Origin of the sequence: Lysinibacillus sp. FJAT-14745 (assembly GCF_001275675.1) — a bacterium.
GTDB lineage: Bacteria > Bacillota > Bacilli > Bacillales_A > Planococcaceae > Lysinibacillus.
The window spans coordinates 72572-87967 of sequence record NZ_LITM01000005.1 but is presented as its reverse complement, the minus strand read 5'-3'; the positions used below and the strand labels follow the sequence as shown (position 1 = coordinate 87967).

Sequence of the window (15396 nt, the reverse complement as noted above, 5' to 3'; positions counted from 1 at the left end):
TTTTTTCGTGCCTGGAATATATTACAGAAAATTCAGTTTAAATATTAGCGTGGAATTATTTTAATGCGACGCTAGTGTTTTAAATTATATAAATTATTTAATATTGAGATTGAAGGAATAAATAAATATCAACAGAAGAATACCATATTATATAAAAATTCTCTTAAAAAAATGCGCTTAAGTATAAAGTCTGGATCAATTATAGAATTAATAAATTATACTAGTTATTTGGTAATTCTTATTTTAGGTATATATTTTATTTATACAGGAAGTCTAACTATTGGGATTTTAATAGCATTCACGACTTATGCGAATAATTTCAGTCAATCATTTCTAAGGTTTTCGCAATTAAATACATTTTTCCAAGAAGCGATCGTGTCAGTAAATAGAGTGAAAAATTTATTAGAAGATCCTAAAGAAAACATAGGAAATTCGGAAGTATCTATCAATCTTGATCCAATGTATTTTTCGAAACAGGGTGAAATTATATTTAGAGATGTCAGCTTTTCGCATTCCGAAACATCTTCTTCGGTCCTAGAAAACGTAAATTTTCGAATACCTTTGAGGAAAATAGTACTTATAAAAGGGACAAGTGGATCAGGAAAAACAACATTGTTAAACATACTATCCGGTTTATACGTTGGCTATCAGGGAGACATATTTATTTCTGATACAAATATTAGACACATTCCTAATGATATTTATAAAAAAAAGGTCTGTCTGGTATCACAAGAACATTTTATCATGACGGGAACCATTAAAGAAAATTTGTTATTAGGAAAACCAAATGCAACTGATGATGAATTAATTAGAATTTGTGAAATGGTTAATATTTATTCATTTATAGAAACTTTAGAAGATAGTATTGAAACTGTAATAGGGTATAATGGACTTGAATTATCGACTGGACAACAACAAAGACTTTCTATAGCAAGATCTCTTCTAAGAGATGCTGATATTTACTTGTTCGACGAGATCACTGCTGCACTTGATAAGGAAAATCAGGTGAATATTGAAGTATTACTAAAATATTTAAATAAGGAAAAGCAAAAGACTATTATATTGGTTACACATAATCCAGTTTTAATAAAAGAAGCTGATAAAATTTTTGAAGTTGATAAAAATCAAGTGAAAGAAAGCAAATCTTTTTTCGTTTCTACTTCTTGATTTATTGAAATCACATTTTTACCATGTACAAAGACTGAGATTTAAGCTATTGACACTAAAAAAATAATAAAGTAGATTTAAAGTAATTGCATAAAAGCATTAGGTGCCCATTGCGGGAGAATAGGGAATAAAGTGAAAAGCTTTAGCGGTCCCACCACTGTAAAAGGGAGTTTCATAGAGAATGCCACTAGTATTGTGCTGGGAAGGTTCTATGAAATGTTGAAATTGAGCCAGGAGACCTGCCTATCTGCTTCGGTTATATAGACGATGGAAAAGTCTGTAGTTTATTTGTTATGGAATAAACTACAGGCTTTTTATTTTTTTCTCTAAAGCATTCTTCGAGTAACAAGGGCAAAAAAGAAAGGGGAAATTTTCATGCAATTATTACAACAGACGATTCAAAACATTCAAAGTGCTGACAACAAAATGATGGAGGAGGCTAGAGAACGCATAGATGCACTTTGCAAGCCTCCTAGAAGCTTGGGGAAACTGGAGACCCTTGCTGTGCAACTATCAGGAATTACAGGAGAACTATTTCCTTCGATTGATCATAAAGCGATAATTGTCTGTGCAGCAGATCATGGTGTTTGTGATGAAGGGGTGACATCGAATCCACAAAATGTGACGGTCTTTCAAACATTAAATTTTCCTAGAGGCGGAACTGGTGTCTGTGCTGTAGCGAAAATAACAAATGCAAAAATTGTCACTGTAGACGTTGGCGTAAAAGAAGATATTCCGCATGATGCTGGTGTTATCCTAAAAAAAATTAAATATGGAACGGACAATATGGCAAAAGGTCCTGCTATGTCAAGGGAAGAAGCTATCCAATCAATTGAAGTAGGAATTGAGGTAGCTACAGAAGAAATCAAAAAAGGAATCAATGTACTCGGGACAGGTGAAATGGGCATCGGTAATACAACACCGAGTGCCGCTATATTATCGGTTCTTCGCGAATGTCATCCGAATGAAGTGACAGGCTTCGGTGCAGGTGTTGGACCAGGAGGTCTTGCACATAAAGTGGAGGTCATTCACAATGCTATTGCATTAAACAAACCAAATCGTCATGATGCTATAGATATTCTTGCAAAAGTCGGAGGATTAGAAATAGGTGCGATGGCTGGGGTAATACTTGCTGGCGCCGCACATCGTAAACCTGTTGTAATTGATGGCTTTATTTCTACGATTGCTGCTCTTATAGCGTACGAACTTGAGCCAAACGTCAAAGACTATATCATTCCTTCTCATGCCTCTGAAGAGCCAGGTGCAAAAATTGCTGCTGAAATGCTCGGAATTGAACCGATGCTACAAATGAATATGCGATTAGGAGAGGGATCTGGTGCAGCTTTAGCCTTTCCTATTTTGGACGCAGCTTGCTCTATGATGAAAAACATGACTACTTTAGAAGAAGCTATGGTGCTATTGAAAATGTGATTTATTACCATTTTATTAGGTGCGCACTGCAAAAAAGCAAGGATGTTAGTGAAATTTGGAGATTCCGATAAGCGGATTGAACATTTTAAGAAAAAATATTTAAAACAAGAGGCTGGAACAAATGTGTTTCAGCCAACAAAAATACTGAACTATCCAATGAAACTCTCATGAAGTGTTTCGGAATAGTTCGGTTTTTCTATTTATCGTGTTTTGTTAATTTAGAGATTATTCGGCTTTATGAAGGAACCATTTAGTTATGTTCCAGCCCCTTGTTATTATGCAACTGTATAGCTATGCTCGATTCAACTTCCGTAACGGTAAACGCCATTTCTTCATATAGGAAAGTATTCTTAGTACTGTGATCACACCAAATAATACATATAAAAAGAGATCCCCTGAAAATAGTTGAAGTCCGACGATAAGCCCGGCTAGAGCTGCCCAAACACCATAGACTTCATCACGGAGGACTAATGGTTGTCGTCTAGCTAATAAATCGCGAACAATTCCACCGCCTGACCCTGTTAAGACAGCGGCTACAATAACTGCACTAATAGGCATATCGAGCTTCACAGCATAAAGGGCACCTTGAATCGCAAATGCCGATAATCCAATAGCATCAGTGAAATTGCCCCAGCGATGCCAATGCTGAATGAGTCGATGTGGAAATATGAAAAAAATTGTAATGGCTGCAATGGCAATTTGGAACATCATATCCTGTCCCCACAGTGTTGTTACAGGTAAACCTATGAGTAGATTTCGTATAGCTCCACCACCGAAAGCAGTTACGATACCGAGTATATAGACACCGAATAAATCATATTCTTCCTCCATTGCAATTATTGCCCCGGAAATAGCGAAGGCAATTGTTCCAATGATACTAAAAAACTCCCAAGCCAACCCTGTCACCCCTTATGTGAATAAATCATTTCATGTTGTTGTAGATTGCATACTAGAAAACATTAAAGTCTCCTTTTTGTATCTAAAAGTTTTTGCATAGTAAAGCATCGACTTGCGATTTGGAATTATCAGTTATCAAATATCTTATTATAGCAGAATTAAATAGATATAGTTCGAATTAAGTTTAGCGCCTAATGCAATTTTTGCAGGCAAGCTCACAAATTGTTAAGATAAGATTTGAACAAATGTGAAATGGAGAAGAATATAATGACTTTTACAACCAATTTAACAGAAGAAACACTAGCGTTAGCTGCTAAAATAGAAGAAAAGGTACGCCCTTTTCATGCAAAGGTAGAAGACATGGCGTTCTTCAATCAACAAAAAGTGCTTGCTGCGTTCCGAAAGCATCAAGTAAGTGACTATCATCTGCACCCGTCTAATGGTTATGGCTATGATGATGAGGGGCGTGACAATCTAGAACGTGTTTATGCAGAGGTCTTTGGAGCGGAGGCTGCCATTGTACGTCCGCAAATTATTTCTGGTACACATGCAATCACACTTAGCTTATTCGGCGTGCTTCGTCCTGGTGATGAATTACTTTATATTTCAGGTCAGCCGTACGATACATTGCAATCAATAGTTGATGGTGGCGATAAGGATACTGGCTCGTTAAAAGATTATAAAATCGGTTATAGCCATGTGGATTTAATCGATAATCAAGCGATCGATTGGGAAGGTGTTGCAGCTGCCATTACACCAAACACAAAAATGATTGCTATACAACGTTCGAAGGGCTATGCAACACGCCCATCCTTTACCATTTCACAAATTACAGAAATGTGTGCGAAAATCCGTGAATTAGCACCAGATGCAGTTATTTTCGTTGATAATTGCTACGGTGAATTTGTTGAGGCACAGGAACCGACAGAGATTGGAGCTGATTTAATGGCAGGCTCGCTTATTAAAAATCCTGGTGGGGGCTTGGCGAAAATTGGTGGTTATATTGCGGGGCGTGCAGATTTAGTAGAAAAATGTGCTTATCGTATGACATCACCAGGTATTGGTGCGGAAGCAGGAGCAACATTAAATACGCTTGGTGACTTCTATCAAGGATTTTTCCTAGCACCTCATGTTGTATCTCAAGCATTAAAAGGTGCCATTTTCACAGCTGCTATGCTAGGGGAAATTGGCATGAATACATCACCAAGGTATGATGTTAATCGTACGGATTTAATTCAATCGGTTTCTTTCCAAACCGCGGAACAAATGATTGCTTTTTGCCGTGAAATTCAAGCGAACTCACCAATTAATGCGCATTATGCACCTGAGCCAGCGTATATGCCTGGCTATGAGGATGATGTCATCATGGCAGCTGGAACATTTATTCAAGGTTCCAGTATTGAGCTGACAGCAGACGGTCCTATTCGTCCGCCATTTACAGCATTTATTCAAGGTGGGTTAACATATGAGCACGTAAAATTTGCAATTTGTAGTGCTGTTCAAAAAATCCAAAAATAGATAGCGAAAAAACTATTCAAATTTCCGTTTTGAATAGTTTTTTATTTTTGGATAAAAAGTTGAAGATATCATTTGCTAACACGTAGAAATGTAACATCGGACGCCCCCGGAAAAGCGCCAAGTCGGAATGGAAATCAACCCCACGTTAAGATAAAAAGCTTAGTTTTTTACAATTTTTCGTCATTTCAAAAATATTATTTAAATCCATGTTAGGAAAGCTTACATGGATAGTTGACAGTGTAAATTTTTCGTTATATTATTAGCAGGTATTGGAGGGGACTTAAATGAGTCGTGAAATTAGACGAACTATGCCGTTATTATCTATGAATATCGTAATGCAATTGACCGAGCTTTCGGCACGTCAGATTCGTTATTATGAAGAACACCATTTAATTGAGCCGCACCGAACAGAAGGCAACCGTCGAATGTTTTCGTTAAATGACGTCGACACACTGCTTGAAATTAAAGATTACTTGGAACAGGGTATGAATATGGCGAAGATTAAAAAACTATTCGCTAAAAAGAAAGACGCTGTTGCAACAGAAGAACCAAATTTAAGTGACTCAGAATTACGTCGCATCATGCGTGAAGAAATGCGTCAAGCACAGCGCATGCAAAAATCATCCATCCGACAAGGGGATTTATCTCGATTCTATTAATAAAAGGCAACATCATTAATTATTTTATTAATAGGGTAGGGTAATAATAAAAGCTAGACAATTTATAGGAGTGTGGAAAACTGTGGGTAAATACACAAAAGAGGACATTAAACGTCTAATCGAGGAAAAAAACGTAAGCTTTATACGTCTACAATTTACGGATATTCTTGGCACAATCAAAAATGTTGAGATTCCTGTAAGTCAATTAGACAAAGCTCTAGAAAACAAAATGATGTTTGATGGCTCATCTATTGAGGGCTTCGTACGTATCGAAGAATCAGATATGTATTTACATCCTGACTTAGATACTTTCGTAGTGTTCCCTTGGACTTCTGAAAAAGGGAAAGTAGCACGTTTCATCTGTGATGTATACACTGCTAAAGGCGAGCCATTTGCTGGTGACCCACGAAACAACTTAAAACGTATCCTTAAGAAAATGGAAGACATGGGCTTCACAAGCTTCAATTTAGGGCCTGAGCCAGAATTCTTCTTATTTAAATTAGATGCAAAAGGTGAACCAACACTAGAAGTAAATGACCACGGTGGTTACTTCGACTTAGCGCCAACTGATCTTGGCGAAAACTGCCGTCGTGATATCGTATTAGAGCTAGAAGAAATGGGCTTCGAAATTGAAGCATCTCACCATGAAGTAGCTCCAGGACAACACGAAATTGACTTTAAATATGCAGATGCAATTACAGCTTGTGACAATATCCAAACGTTTAAATTAGTTGTTAAAACAATTGCTCGTAAACACGGTTTACATGCTACATTTATGCCAAAACCATTATTCGGTGAAGCTGGCTCTGGTATGCACTTCAACGTTTCATTATTTAAAGGTAAAGAGAATTCATTCTACGATGAGTCTACTGAACTAGGTCTTTCAGAAACAGCAATGCAATTCATGGCAGGTGTCCTTGCTCACGTTCAAGGCTTCACAGCTGTGACAAACCCAACAGTTAACTCTTATAAACGTCTTGTACCTGGTTATGAAGCACCATGTTATGTAGCATGGTCCGCTCAAAACCGTTCACCACTTATTCGTATCCCATCAGCACGTGGTCTTTCAACTCGTGTAGAAGTACGTTCAGTGGACCCATCTGCTAATCCATATTTAGCAATGGCTGTTATTTTAGAAGCTGGTCTTGAAGGTATTCGCAGCAACTTAACACCACCAGCTGCTATTAACCGTAACATCTACGTGATGTCTGACGAAGAGCGTAAAGCGAATGGTATCGCAAACTTACCAGCAGCACTTGACGATGCTTTAGCATTACTTGCTCAAGACGAAGTAGCGCAAGCAGCTTTAGGTGAGCATATCTATGCAAACTTTAAAGAAGCAAAAGAAATCGAGTTCGACATGTACCGTACAACAGTACACCAATGGGAACGCGATCAATATTTAAAAATGTACTAATTAAAAGCGTTGGAGCTGTGAGGCTCCAACGCTTTTTTATGCGCACCTAATACCGAATGGGCCTAATGCATTAAAAGTATTTGGAGCTGCTGGATTAGAATATCTTAAAAAATATGGTGCAAAATCTGATATTTTTTGGAAAGTAGCTGTGAAATCTAGACAACATGCTATAAACAATCCCTATTCTTTATTCTCAAATAAGCTTCAATTAGAAGAGGTCGTGAATGCACCTGTTGTTAACCAGGTTTGACACGATTTATGGCGTGTCCACCGACATGTGGAGCAGCAGCGGTAATCGTATGTAGCGACCGATTTGCTAAAAAACATAATGTCAATAAAACTATGAAAATTCTTATTCATCAATGATGGAGACAATACGTATGGAGGAAAATATGTGGAAATCTATCAGGTGGTTTAATGTCAAAAGGACATCCTATAGGAGCAACCGGCTTGGCACAATGTACAGAATTAGTATGGCATTTACGTGGAGAAGCAGGAAATTGTCATGTTGAACAAGCTAGAATTGCCCTTCAGCATAACCTTGGACTTGGCGGCGCATGTGTAGTAACAATGTTTAGCAGGGGGTAATAAATTCATAACTTTGTATTAATTCAAGAATGGATGAATGACGAGATTCTAATCTACACTAAATAGTAAGAAAGCGATAGGGAAGACAAACCCCATCGCTTTCTTCTATTAATAGCCCATATGATGATGGCCCATATGATGGCCCATATGATGATCCATATGATGGCACATATGATGTCCCATGTGATGACCCATATGATGATGGCCCATGTGATGGTGATGATGTCCCATATGATGATGTGGCATATGACAAGGCTCAGGTGGCATCTCGCAAAGTGTATGAGTCTCGCAACATTCATCCACTACACATTCAGTGCAAGGGAAATGATATTGATGATCAATTATATGTTTGTTAACTGTTGTAATATGTGCTGGTTGTACATGAGGTACGACCGTATGGATGTAATTAGTGCGAACAAATTCCTCTGACGGTAAAAAATGAGGTGGATCAAATTGAGTTGGGCACGCTTGTGGCGGACAACAATGTGGACCTTTTGCATGGTGATGATGATGCATACGTCTATGCATGGTAAAACCTCCTGTTTTGATAAGTTGTGGTTCATAATTAACATATGAGATGAAAGACAGTGTGGTCTATTTGTATGCCTATTAAGGGCTGGTTAAATCTCTTAGGCAATCAAAACAGGTATGATTAATGGAGGGTTTCACCAATCTTTAACTTCTTTCAGACAAAGTAAATTTGAGCTTTGCTGAATGGTAATGATACAAAGAAGAAGTGCGGATAATTAGAAGAGAATTATAACAATAACAAATTTTTGGGGATTGAATAAAAATTCATTTTGTTGTAGAATTAATCGTTGTGTTGTTGGGTTTACGATATTTTTATAGATTTGACTTAATGAATAGAAATTTTGCATTGCGGATGTTAATTATAAAAAAGTAGTGTTTGGGCATTCCTTTATTACTTTTAGAGGGATGCTTTTTTATATTATCCGTATTCCATTTTTCTCGCATTAACGGACAGTAATTTATCTGTATCGAAAGCGAAGTATCAGGTACAGGACCCCCGCCTCGAAATTCAGAGAAAGTAAAGAGTTAAGGTGGGAGATTAACTGCTCGTAAATGCTTGATTGGTAAAGACTAATGTTTAGTGAGGAATAAAGAAATTCCCACTGATTAAAGTTACAAATATACATTTCTTGGCGGTTTAAAAGGACATAACTAACAAGCTTGATGTATAAAACTTCGAAAAACCTAGAGAAATGAGGCTTTAAATTATGAAAAAATATCCTACTTCTACATACTTTTTCTTCATAATTCCGTCTCTTATTGGTGTTCTGTTATTCATGACACCAGTCTTAACGGAAGATGGATGGAAAGTTCCGATTGCTATTTCAGCAAATTTACTAGCTAGTTTTGTTGCTCCGGTTATTAGTTATTTTACTATAATCATGTTTGCGATTTCGGCAATTGGTTCACTCATTGCCAAATTTATTCCGCGAAATAATAGAAAAGAGCCTAGTATTTTAGATACATTATTTTATGTAAATTGGTTTTGGACAATTATAAGAGTCATCGGTTTAGTATTTGCCTCTATGGTAGTCTTTGATTTTGGACCATCGGCAGTTAATAATGAAAATACTGGTGGATTATTAATGAACCCAGACGGTGGTTTAGTAACATTTTTATTTACAATTTTCTTATTTGCAGGCCTACTATTACCATTTTTAACAAACTTCGGCTTGCTTGAATTTTTCGGAACGATGATGGTAAAAATCATGCGTCCTCTTTTTAAAAGCCCTGGTCGTTCATCGGTTGATGCACTTACATCGTGGGTTGGTGATGGAACAATTGGTGTTCTTATGACGAGTAAGCAATATGAAATGGGAAACTACACGAAAAAAGAGTCTGCCATTATTGCAACGAGCTTTTCCGTAGTATCCATCACATTCTGTATCGTAGTATTAGATACAGTGCATTTGTCACGCTATTTTATTCCATATTATTTAACGGTTGTCCTTTGTGGTCTTGTGTTAGCGGTAATTATGCCACGAATTTTTCCACTTGCTAACAAAGAAGATACTTATATCGATGGTACACCTGTAGATTTATCACGTGAGGAATTACCAGAAGGTTATAATTCTGTGTCACATGGCTTAGAAAATGCTTTAGCCGTTGCGCATGCAAATCGTGACCCACGTCAATTTTTGAAAGATGGAATTAGAAATGTTTTGGATTTATGGGTTGGTGTAGCACCGGTTGTTATGGCATTTGGTACGGTTGCTTTAATGCTTGCTGAATTCACTAATGTTTTTGCACTTTTAGGAAAGCCGTTTGAACCTATTTTAACAGTACTTGGTTTACCAGAAGCAGCTGAGGCAGCGCGAACGATGGTTGTTGGCTTTGCTGACATGTTTCTACCATCAATTTTAGGAGCAGGAATTGAAGCTGACACTACGCGATTTGTAATTGCTGTCGTTTCTGTGACACAGCTTATTTATATGTCTGAAGTCGGTGGTCTTATTTTAGGTACAAAAATTCCACTGAAATTTTTAGATCTAGTCGTTATTTTCTTAATGCGTACGATTATTTCATTACCAATCGCAGCATTAGTTGCCCATATACTCTTTTAGCCTAAAAAGGCAATTGTTCGAATTTACTAACGCGGACAATTGCTTTTTTCTTTATTTAAATCTGCATGTTAGAGGAGAATATCCATCGAAATTGACTTTCTTTATGATGAAAAGATGATACATAAATTCATTGAGTTGGGAAAAACTACACTTAAAGTGATACTGAGGTGATAAAATGGACAGAATTTTTTCTCTCTGCTTAAGTTCCTGTTATTTGTTATTTTCTCAACCAAGTGATGCCTATATAAATGATTCGCTCAGTCCTTATGAAGAAATTTATCCTGAAATAGGCTATAAAACGGTTGAAGCAGCTGCCTCCGATTTTGAAAGGCACTTTCATCAAGGACTAAAGCTACCACTTCGAGTACCGCCTATTAGTTTTACACATCATTTTGGTCGGTTTAATAATCTTGATGGTGACATGAACGATTTTTTTGAAATTACATTTATTAATAATCAACTTCCTGAGCATCATTATAAAATAACGGTTCGACCTATTCAGTTTAAGTATCCATCTAAAAAGGAAAGTATAGTAAAGACATTCGAATTGAAAAACGGAACGACTTCAGTTTATATGGAAATATCAGGTTTCAATGTACTTGCTTTTGAAAGAGAAGATTGGCAATATATGCTATGGATTGACAAGAGAGTTTCAAATAAGGTGACACCTGAAGTTTTAGTCGACATTGCCAATTCCATTGACTATACAACGCAAGAGGATGAACATGGATAATAAAAAAATGCCAAGACCTTTAATGTGGACTTGGCATCATTTTCTTTTTGAAAGTATTCCGAATAGCCATTATGCTGGGTTGACCGAAGCATTTCGAATCGCCATTGTTATGATTGAATAGAGTAATACACTGAAAACTAATACACTACTTAAAAGAGTAAAGGTAGATATATTTGATAGTAGGTCAAACAAAGAAGAATACCACTTGAAGATGATTGTAACAATTGGAATTAAGCCGAGTAACCCTATAAAACTGTAACCACCAAGAGTTCCTAAGCGATAAAAGACAACATTCAATAGAAGGCCAGCTGTTAGGAAGAAGAGCAGCAAAACAGTATCCAATGCCATCGTTTGTAAAAATGATGGGGAATTATTAAAAAATAAAATAGGATGAATAATGAATATGCTAGAAACGAGAGTAATTATTTTTTGTGTACAACCAATTATGAAGGCACCTACTAAGCTCCAACAGATGAAAAAGAGCCCCACATTGAACATAAATTGCAAGCGACATAAACCAAGCCTTAAAAAATAAGACAAGGTTTTATTTAGTAACTTTGCTGCCATGACACTGGAAAAGATATAAACAGGTATAGAAATCATGATGGAAAAGGAATAAATATGCAGTTCAAAAAAAGTATCTATGAAAAGCGAAAATAGGACGATTGAAAATAAAATGCACCAAAAAGTTATAATTTGTTTTTTATAGCTTTGAAATAATACATACAAACTACCCTTTACTGTATTCATTTAATAGCCCTCGCTTTCTGCTGTTTACTTAAATACACCAACATATCCTGTAATGAAACACGTTCAAGCATAATATTCTGTCCTTCAATGGATTGACCACCAGCGAAGACAATTGCAGTTAGCTCCTGCATAAATGTATGTTTATAAATAACTTCTAGACCACGTATTACTTGCTCAACATCAGAAGCACTACCTTTTACTGCAACAATATGCTCATACCATTCTTCCGCTGTTTTTTGAAGCAGTATTTGTCCTTCGTGTAAAATAAGTATTTCTTCAAATAGCTTACTTGCCTCATCAATTAAATGTGTAGACAAAATAAAAAGCCTTGGATTTTCAGTTTGTTGTTCAATCAATAAATCATAAAATGTATTTCGAGCAGCTACATCAAGTCCGATATAAGGCTCATCAAAAATCGTAATCCCTGCATTACTTGCAAAACCTGTAATAATACCTAACGCAGACACCATTCCTTTTGATAAACTGCGAACCTTATCTTTTGGATTTAGAGCAAAAACTTCTAGTAGCTCCATTGCAAGATTCTCATCCCATTTTGGATAAAAGAAGCTATTCGCTCTTAATGTTTGTGCAATGGTCATTTCCTCTTGAAAGTTTCCACTCTCAGCAACAAAACAAATGTCACGTAGAGTTAAAGGTACATTAAATACATTTTCTCCATTGACAGTGATGTTCCCGTTAGTAGTTGCAATGAGTCCAGATAATAAATTTAAGAATGTTGTTTTACCAGCGCCATTATGGCCCAAAAACCCAATGATTTTAGGTCCTTCAATTGTAAAAGAGATATTTTTTAAAGCTTCCTTATGTCTATATGATTTACTAACATTTTTCACTTCAATTTTCATACGTTAACCCCTTTGTAACATATTTTGTAATTCTACATCTGAAATACCTAATCTTATTGCTTCTTTCTTCAATGGCTCTATATGTTGATTAAAAAAATTTTCTCTACGCTCCGCAATTAATATTTCGCGAGCGTTAGCACTAACAAACATGCCGACGCCTCGTTTTTTATAAATTACGCCTTTGTCCACTAATTCGTTCACGCCCTTTCCAGCTGTTGCGGGGTTAATTTGATATTCTTTTGCAAACTCATTTGTAGATGGAATGCGATCTTCTGGTTGTAAGTGTCCATCTAAAATCCCATCCTCTATTCGTTCGCGTATTTGCTGGAAAATGGGCTTTTCGCTATTTAAAGAGTGAATTACAATCCACCTCCTTGTGTTAACTGGTTAATTACTTATGTAACTAACCATATAACGATAGGATATTTTTGTCAATGCAAAATTATGAAAAATTTAGTTGACGGAATGCATTCATTAAGTTAATATAACTAGCGAATAAGAAAGAGGTTCATAGCGCATACCCTCTATAAAAAACTATGGATGACGTCATCTACGCCATATCCCAAAAATGCGGATATGGCGATTTTTTTTTATTAGGATTCACGCATAATGAACTTCTCACAACTTGAGGAGGCATTTTTATGGCAGGAAGAAATGAGGAACAAGGCTTGCAGGATTTAACACTCCTTGGCAACCAAAATACAAAGTATTTATTTGAATACTCACCAGAGATACTTGAAGCAGTCGATAATTTGCATACGAAAAACGATTTTTTTGTGAAATTTAATTGCCCGGAATTCACGAGTCTATGTCCAATGACAGGGCAGCCTGACTTTGCGACAATGTATATTTCTTTTATTCCGGATAAAAAGCTAGTAGAGAGTAAATCATTAAAGCTCTATTTATTTAGCTTCCGTAATCACGGGGACTTCCATGAGGATTGTGTTAACATCATCATGAATGATTTAATTAAACTGATCGAGCCACGCTATATTGAAGTATGGGGCAAGTTTACGCCACGTGGAGGCTTGTCCATTGATCCTTGGTGTAACTATGGACGCCCAGGCACGAAATATGAAAAAATGGCGGAGCATCGTTTGATGAACCACGATATGTATCCTGAAAAGGTAGATAATCGCTGATGCTTTACTATTTAAATGGATTATTTGTTGGCTTTTTAATTTTAGCAAATGTTTTAGCTGTTAAAGTGTTTAGTATAGGTGAATGGATGATGCTTCCAGCTGCTGCGATTTTAATTATTTTCACGTATCCTCTTATTGATGTAATTTGTGAGGTATATGGCAAGGAAGCGGGTGGTCGCACGGTAAGAACAGGGCTTATAGCACAAGTATTTGCGGCATGCTTTATTGCTATCGCCATTGCACTACCACCTGCACAAGCCTTTGTTCATCAGCAGGAGTTTGAGACAATTCTCGGCGGCAGTATGCGTGTCATTATTGCAAGTCTTGTAGCCTATGCGGTCAGTGTTAATTTGGATGTAGTGATATTTAATAAATTTAAGGAAAAGCATGGAGACAGCAAGCTTTGGCTTCGAAACAATGCTTCTACGATGTTAAGCCAACTTATTGATACGGCATTATTTATTACGATAGCCTTTTATGGAATAATGCCAATTAAAGTTTTATTGACATTATTTATAACACAGTATTTGTTTAAATTTTTTGCGTCTATTGTAGCAACACCACTTGTTTATGGACTAGTTTTCGTGGCGCGAAGATTTGATAAACGTAAAGGCTTTGGACTATCTCATTACTGAAATGATTCAAAGTGTTAAAAATCAATGAAATGAAGCATGGCTCCCCGGCAAAACGAGCACTTCGAGAGGCTGGGACATAACTAATTTGTCCTTTATGAAAGACGGATAATTTTTAAATTAACAAAGAATATAAATAGAAACCCGAACTATTACGAAACACAGAATGAGCGTTTCGTGATATAGTTCGGTTTTTTCATTGGCTAAAATCCTTTTGTCCCAGCCTTTTTTTATCACCCTCAAAACATTCCACTCATACACCATCTCAATCACCTACATTTACTCGTGTTTGAAGGCATCCATCAACAAGATGTGCCCTAACTATTTATATGAGTAAAGTAATCTTAGTAAAAACACATTGATATATAGATTTAAAAATTTTAATAACTCGATGGGAGAGATGTCACATAATTCTTCCACGGAAGTTGATGGAACTCTCACAATGAAAAATATTACTTAACTTTTTTCAGCGGGTGTACAAACACCTGCTGCTGTCGCTCCGCTTTCGCGCAAAACACATTTGCAGGCTTAAGCACAAAGCCGATTCCGGACGCAATTATGCCGAGGCATAATTGATAAGAAGCCCTCATATTCCACGTTTATAGTTCCATTTTTGCATATGTACCACGTTACGGCTGAGCATATACTGTGGATGAGAGGGGGGAGGTGAGTATTTATGAGAATTAACTGGATGATCCGTTTTCAGCATAAACCATTTTTATTTGCGCTATTTTCGTTGATTTTGTTACTCGCACAGCAAGTAGCAACTATTTTTGGCTATGACATAACGAGTGCAATGAGTGAGCAGGCAACGCACATCTTAAATACTATATTATCAATTTTCGTTTTAATAGGGGTTGTCGTAGATCCAACTACACGGGGAACCAGTGATAGTGAACGTGCTTTAATGTATCGAAGACCTAGATAAACAATGGTGTAAAAATAAATCAAAAGTGTAATTTTACAATAAGGATAAATGTGTTATAATGTTAAAAAATTGATAAT

The 15396-nt window shown here is 36.5% G+C and carries 16 protein-coding genes, 1 pseudogene and 1 riboswitch; of the genes and pseudogenes, 12 read left to right on the top strand and 5 right to left on the bottom strand.

The features are described from left to right. Positions 1–102: 102 nt before the first annotated feature. The 3 genes and pseudogenes from AMS59_RS26920 to cobT all read left to right on the top strand — a co-directional run. Positions 103–318 (top strand): annotated as a pseudogene (locus AMS59_RS26920) (ABC transporter transmembrane domain-containing protein); the annotation flags it as partial. A 57-nt stretch (positions 319–375) separates the two neighbouring features. Then, complete coding sequence (locus tag AMS59_RS07805) at positions 376–1167, top strand: ABC transporter ATP-binding protein (protein WP_234007710.1); 792 nt, start codon at positions 376–378, stop codon at positions 1165–1167. Positions 1168–1251: 84 nt separating this feature from the next. Beyond that, positions 1252–1429: riboswitch (cobalamin riboswitch) on the top strand. 113 nt (positions 1430–1542) lie between these two features. Beyond that, positions 1543–2598, top strand: a complete 1056-nt coding sequence (cobT, locus tag AMS59_RS07800) for a nicotinate-nucleotide--dimethylbenzimidazole phosphoribosyltransferase (protein WP_053483191.1) — start codon at positions 1543–1545, stop codon at positions 2596–2598. A 291-nt stretch (positions 2599–2889) separates the two neighbouring features. On the opposite strand, the gene AMS59_RS07795 is transcribed toward cobT, so the two are convergent. Next, positions 2890–3495, bottom strand: coding sequence for a trimeric intracellular cation channel family protein (locus tag AMS59_RS07795; protein WP_053483190.1), 606 nt, complete (start codon positions 3493–3495; stop codon positions 2890–2892). 267 nt (positions 3496–3762) lie between these two features. Between AMS59_RS07795 and AMS59_RS07790 the strand changes: the two genes are divergently transcribed. The 4 genes from AMS59_RS07790 (at position 3763) to AMS59_RS25775 (ending at position 7677) form a co-directional block, all read left to right on the top strand. Beyond that, positions 3763–5013 carry a methionine gamma-lyase family protein gene (locus AMS59_RS07790; protein ID WP_053483189.1) on the top strand — a complete coding sequence of 417 codons (1251 nt, stop codon included), beginning with the start codon at positions 3763–3765 and terminating at the stop codon, positions 5011–5013. A gap of 284 nt (positions 5014–5297) precedes the next feature. After that, a complete protein-coding gene (locus tag AMS59_RS07785) occupies positions 5298–5672 on the top strand; it encodes a MerR family transcriptional regulator (RefSeq protein ID WP_053483188.1) in 375 nt (124 codons plus the stop codon). 82 nt (positions 5673–5754) lie between these two features. Continuing rightward, positions 5755–7089: a type I glutamate--ammonia ligase gene (glnA, locus tag AMS59_RS07780; protein ID WP_053483187.1), complete on the top strand. Its 1335-nt coding sequence runs from the start codon at positions 5755–5757 to the stop codon at positions 7087–7089. A gap of 417 nt (positions 7090–7506) precedes the next feature. Next, entirely contained in the window at positions 7507–7677 is a 171-nt protein-coding gene (locus tag AMS59_RS25775) for a hypothetical protein (RefSeq protein ID WP_199777693.1), read from the top strand. 108 nt (positions 7678–7785) lie between these two features. Here AMS59_RS25775 and AMS59_RS07775 read toward each other — a convergent pair whose 3' ends face one another. Next, positions 7786–8205, bottom strand: coding sequence for a CotD family spore coat protein (locus AMS59_RS07775; RefSeq protein WP_082337430.1), 420 nt, complete (start codon positions 8203–8205; stop codon positions 7786–7788). A gap of 710 nt (positions 8206–8915) precedes the next feature. Between AMS59_RS07775 and AMS59_RS07770 the strand changes: the two genes are divergently transcribed. Both AMS59_RS07770 and AMS59_RS07765 read left to right on the top strand, forming a co-directional pair. After that, complete coding sequence (locus tag AMS59_RS07770) at positions 8916–10271, top strand: YjiH family protein (RefSeq protein ID WP_053483186.1); 1356 nt, start codon at positions 8916–8918, stop codon at positions 10269–10271. A 175-nt stretch (positions 10272–10446) separates the two neighbouring features. Continuing rightward, complete coding sequence (locus AMS59_RS07765; protein WP_082337429.1) at positions 10447–11004, top strand: hypothetical protein; 558 nt, start codon at positions 10447–10449, stop codon at positions 11002–11004. 69 nt (positions 11005–11073) lie between these two features. Here the strand turns inward: AMS59_RS07765 and AMS59_RS24935 are convergent, their stop codons facing one another. Genes AMS59_RS24935 through AMS59_RS07755 form a run of 3 tightly spaced genes read right to left on the bottom strand, consistent with a single transcriptional unit; the run spans position 11074 to position 12938 of the window. After that, the gene (locus tag AMS59_RS24935; RefSeq protein ID WP_156304584.1) at positions 11074–11754 is read right to left on the bottom strand and encodes a hypothetical protein; all 681 of its coding nucleotides are present in this window, start codon (positions 11752–11754) and stop codon (positions 11074–11076) included. Next, entirely contained in the window at positions 11751–12617 is an 867-nt protein-coding gene (locus AMS59_RS07760) for an ABC transporter ATP-binding protein (protein WP_053483185.1), read from the bottom strand. Before AMS59_RS07760 ends, AMS59_RS24935 begins: the two co-directional genes overlap by 4 nt. Positions 12618–12620: 3 nt before the next feature. Beyond that, positions 12621–12938, bottom strand: coding sequence for a GntR family transcriptional regulator (locus tag AMS59_RS07755; RefSeq protein ID WP_369814319.1), 318 nt, complete (start codon positions 12936–12938; stop codon positions 12621–12623). Between the two features lie 320 nt (positions 12939–13258). Between AMS59_RS07755 and queF the strand changes: the two genes are divergently transcribed. From queF to AMS59_RS07740, 3 genes are all read left to right on the top strand, one after another. After that, positions 13259–13759 carry a preQ(1) synthase gene (gene queF / locus AMS59_RS07750; RefSeq protein WP_049668571.1) on the top strand — a complete coding sequence of 167 codons (501 nt, stop codon included), beginning with the start codon at positions 13259–13261 and terminating at the stop codon, positions 13757–13759. Next, positions 13759–14394, top strand: a complete 636-nt coding sequence (locus AMS59_RS07745) for a queuosine precursor transporter (protein ID WP_053483183.1) — start codon at positions 13759–13761, stop codon at positions 14392–14394. The genes queF and AMS59_RS07745 overlap by 1 nt, the downstream gene beginning before the upstream one ends. Before the next feature lie 673 nt (positions 14395–15067). Next, positions 15068–15319, top strand: coding sequence for a phage holin (locus AMS59_RS07740; RefSeq protein WP_053483182.1), 252 nt, complete (start codon positions 15068–15070; stop codon positions 15317–15319). The last annotated feature ends 77 nt before the right edge of the window (positions 15320–15396 follow it).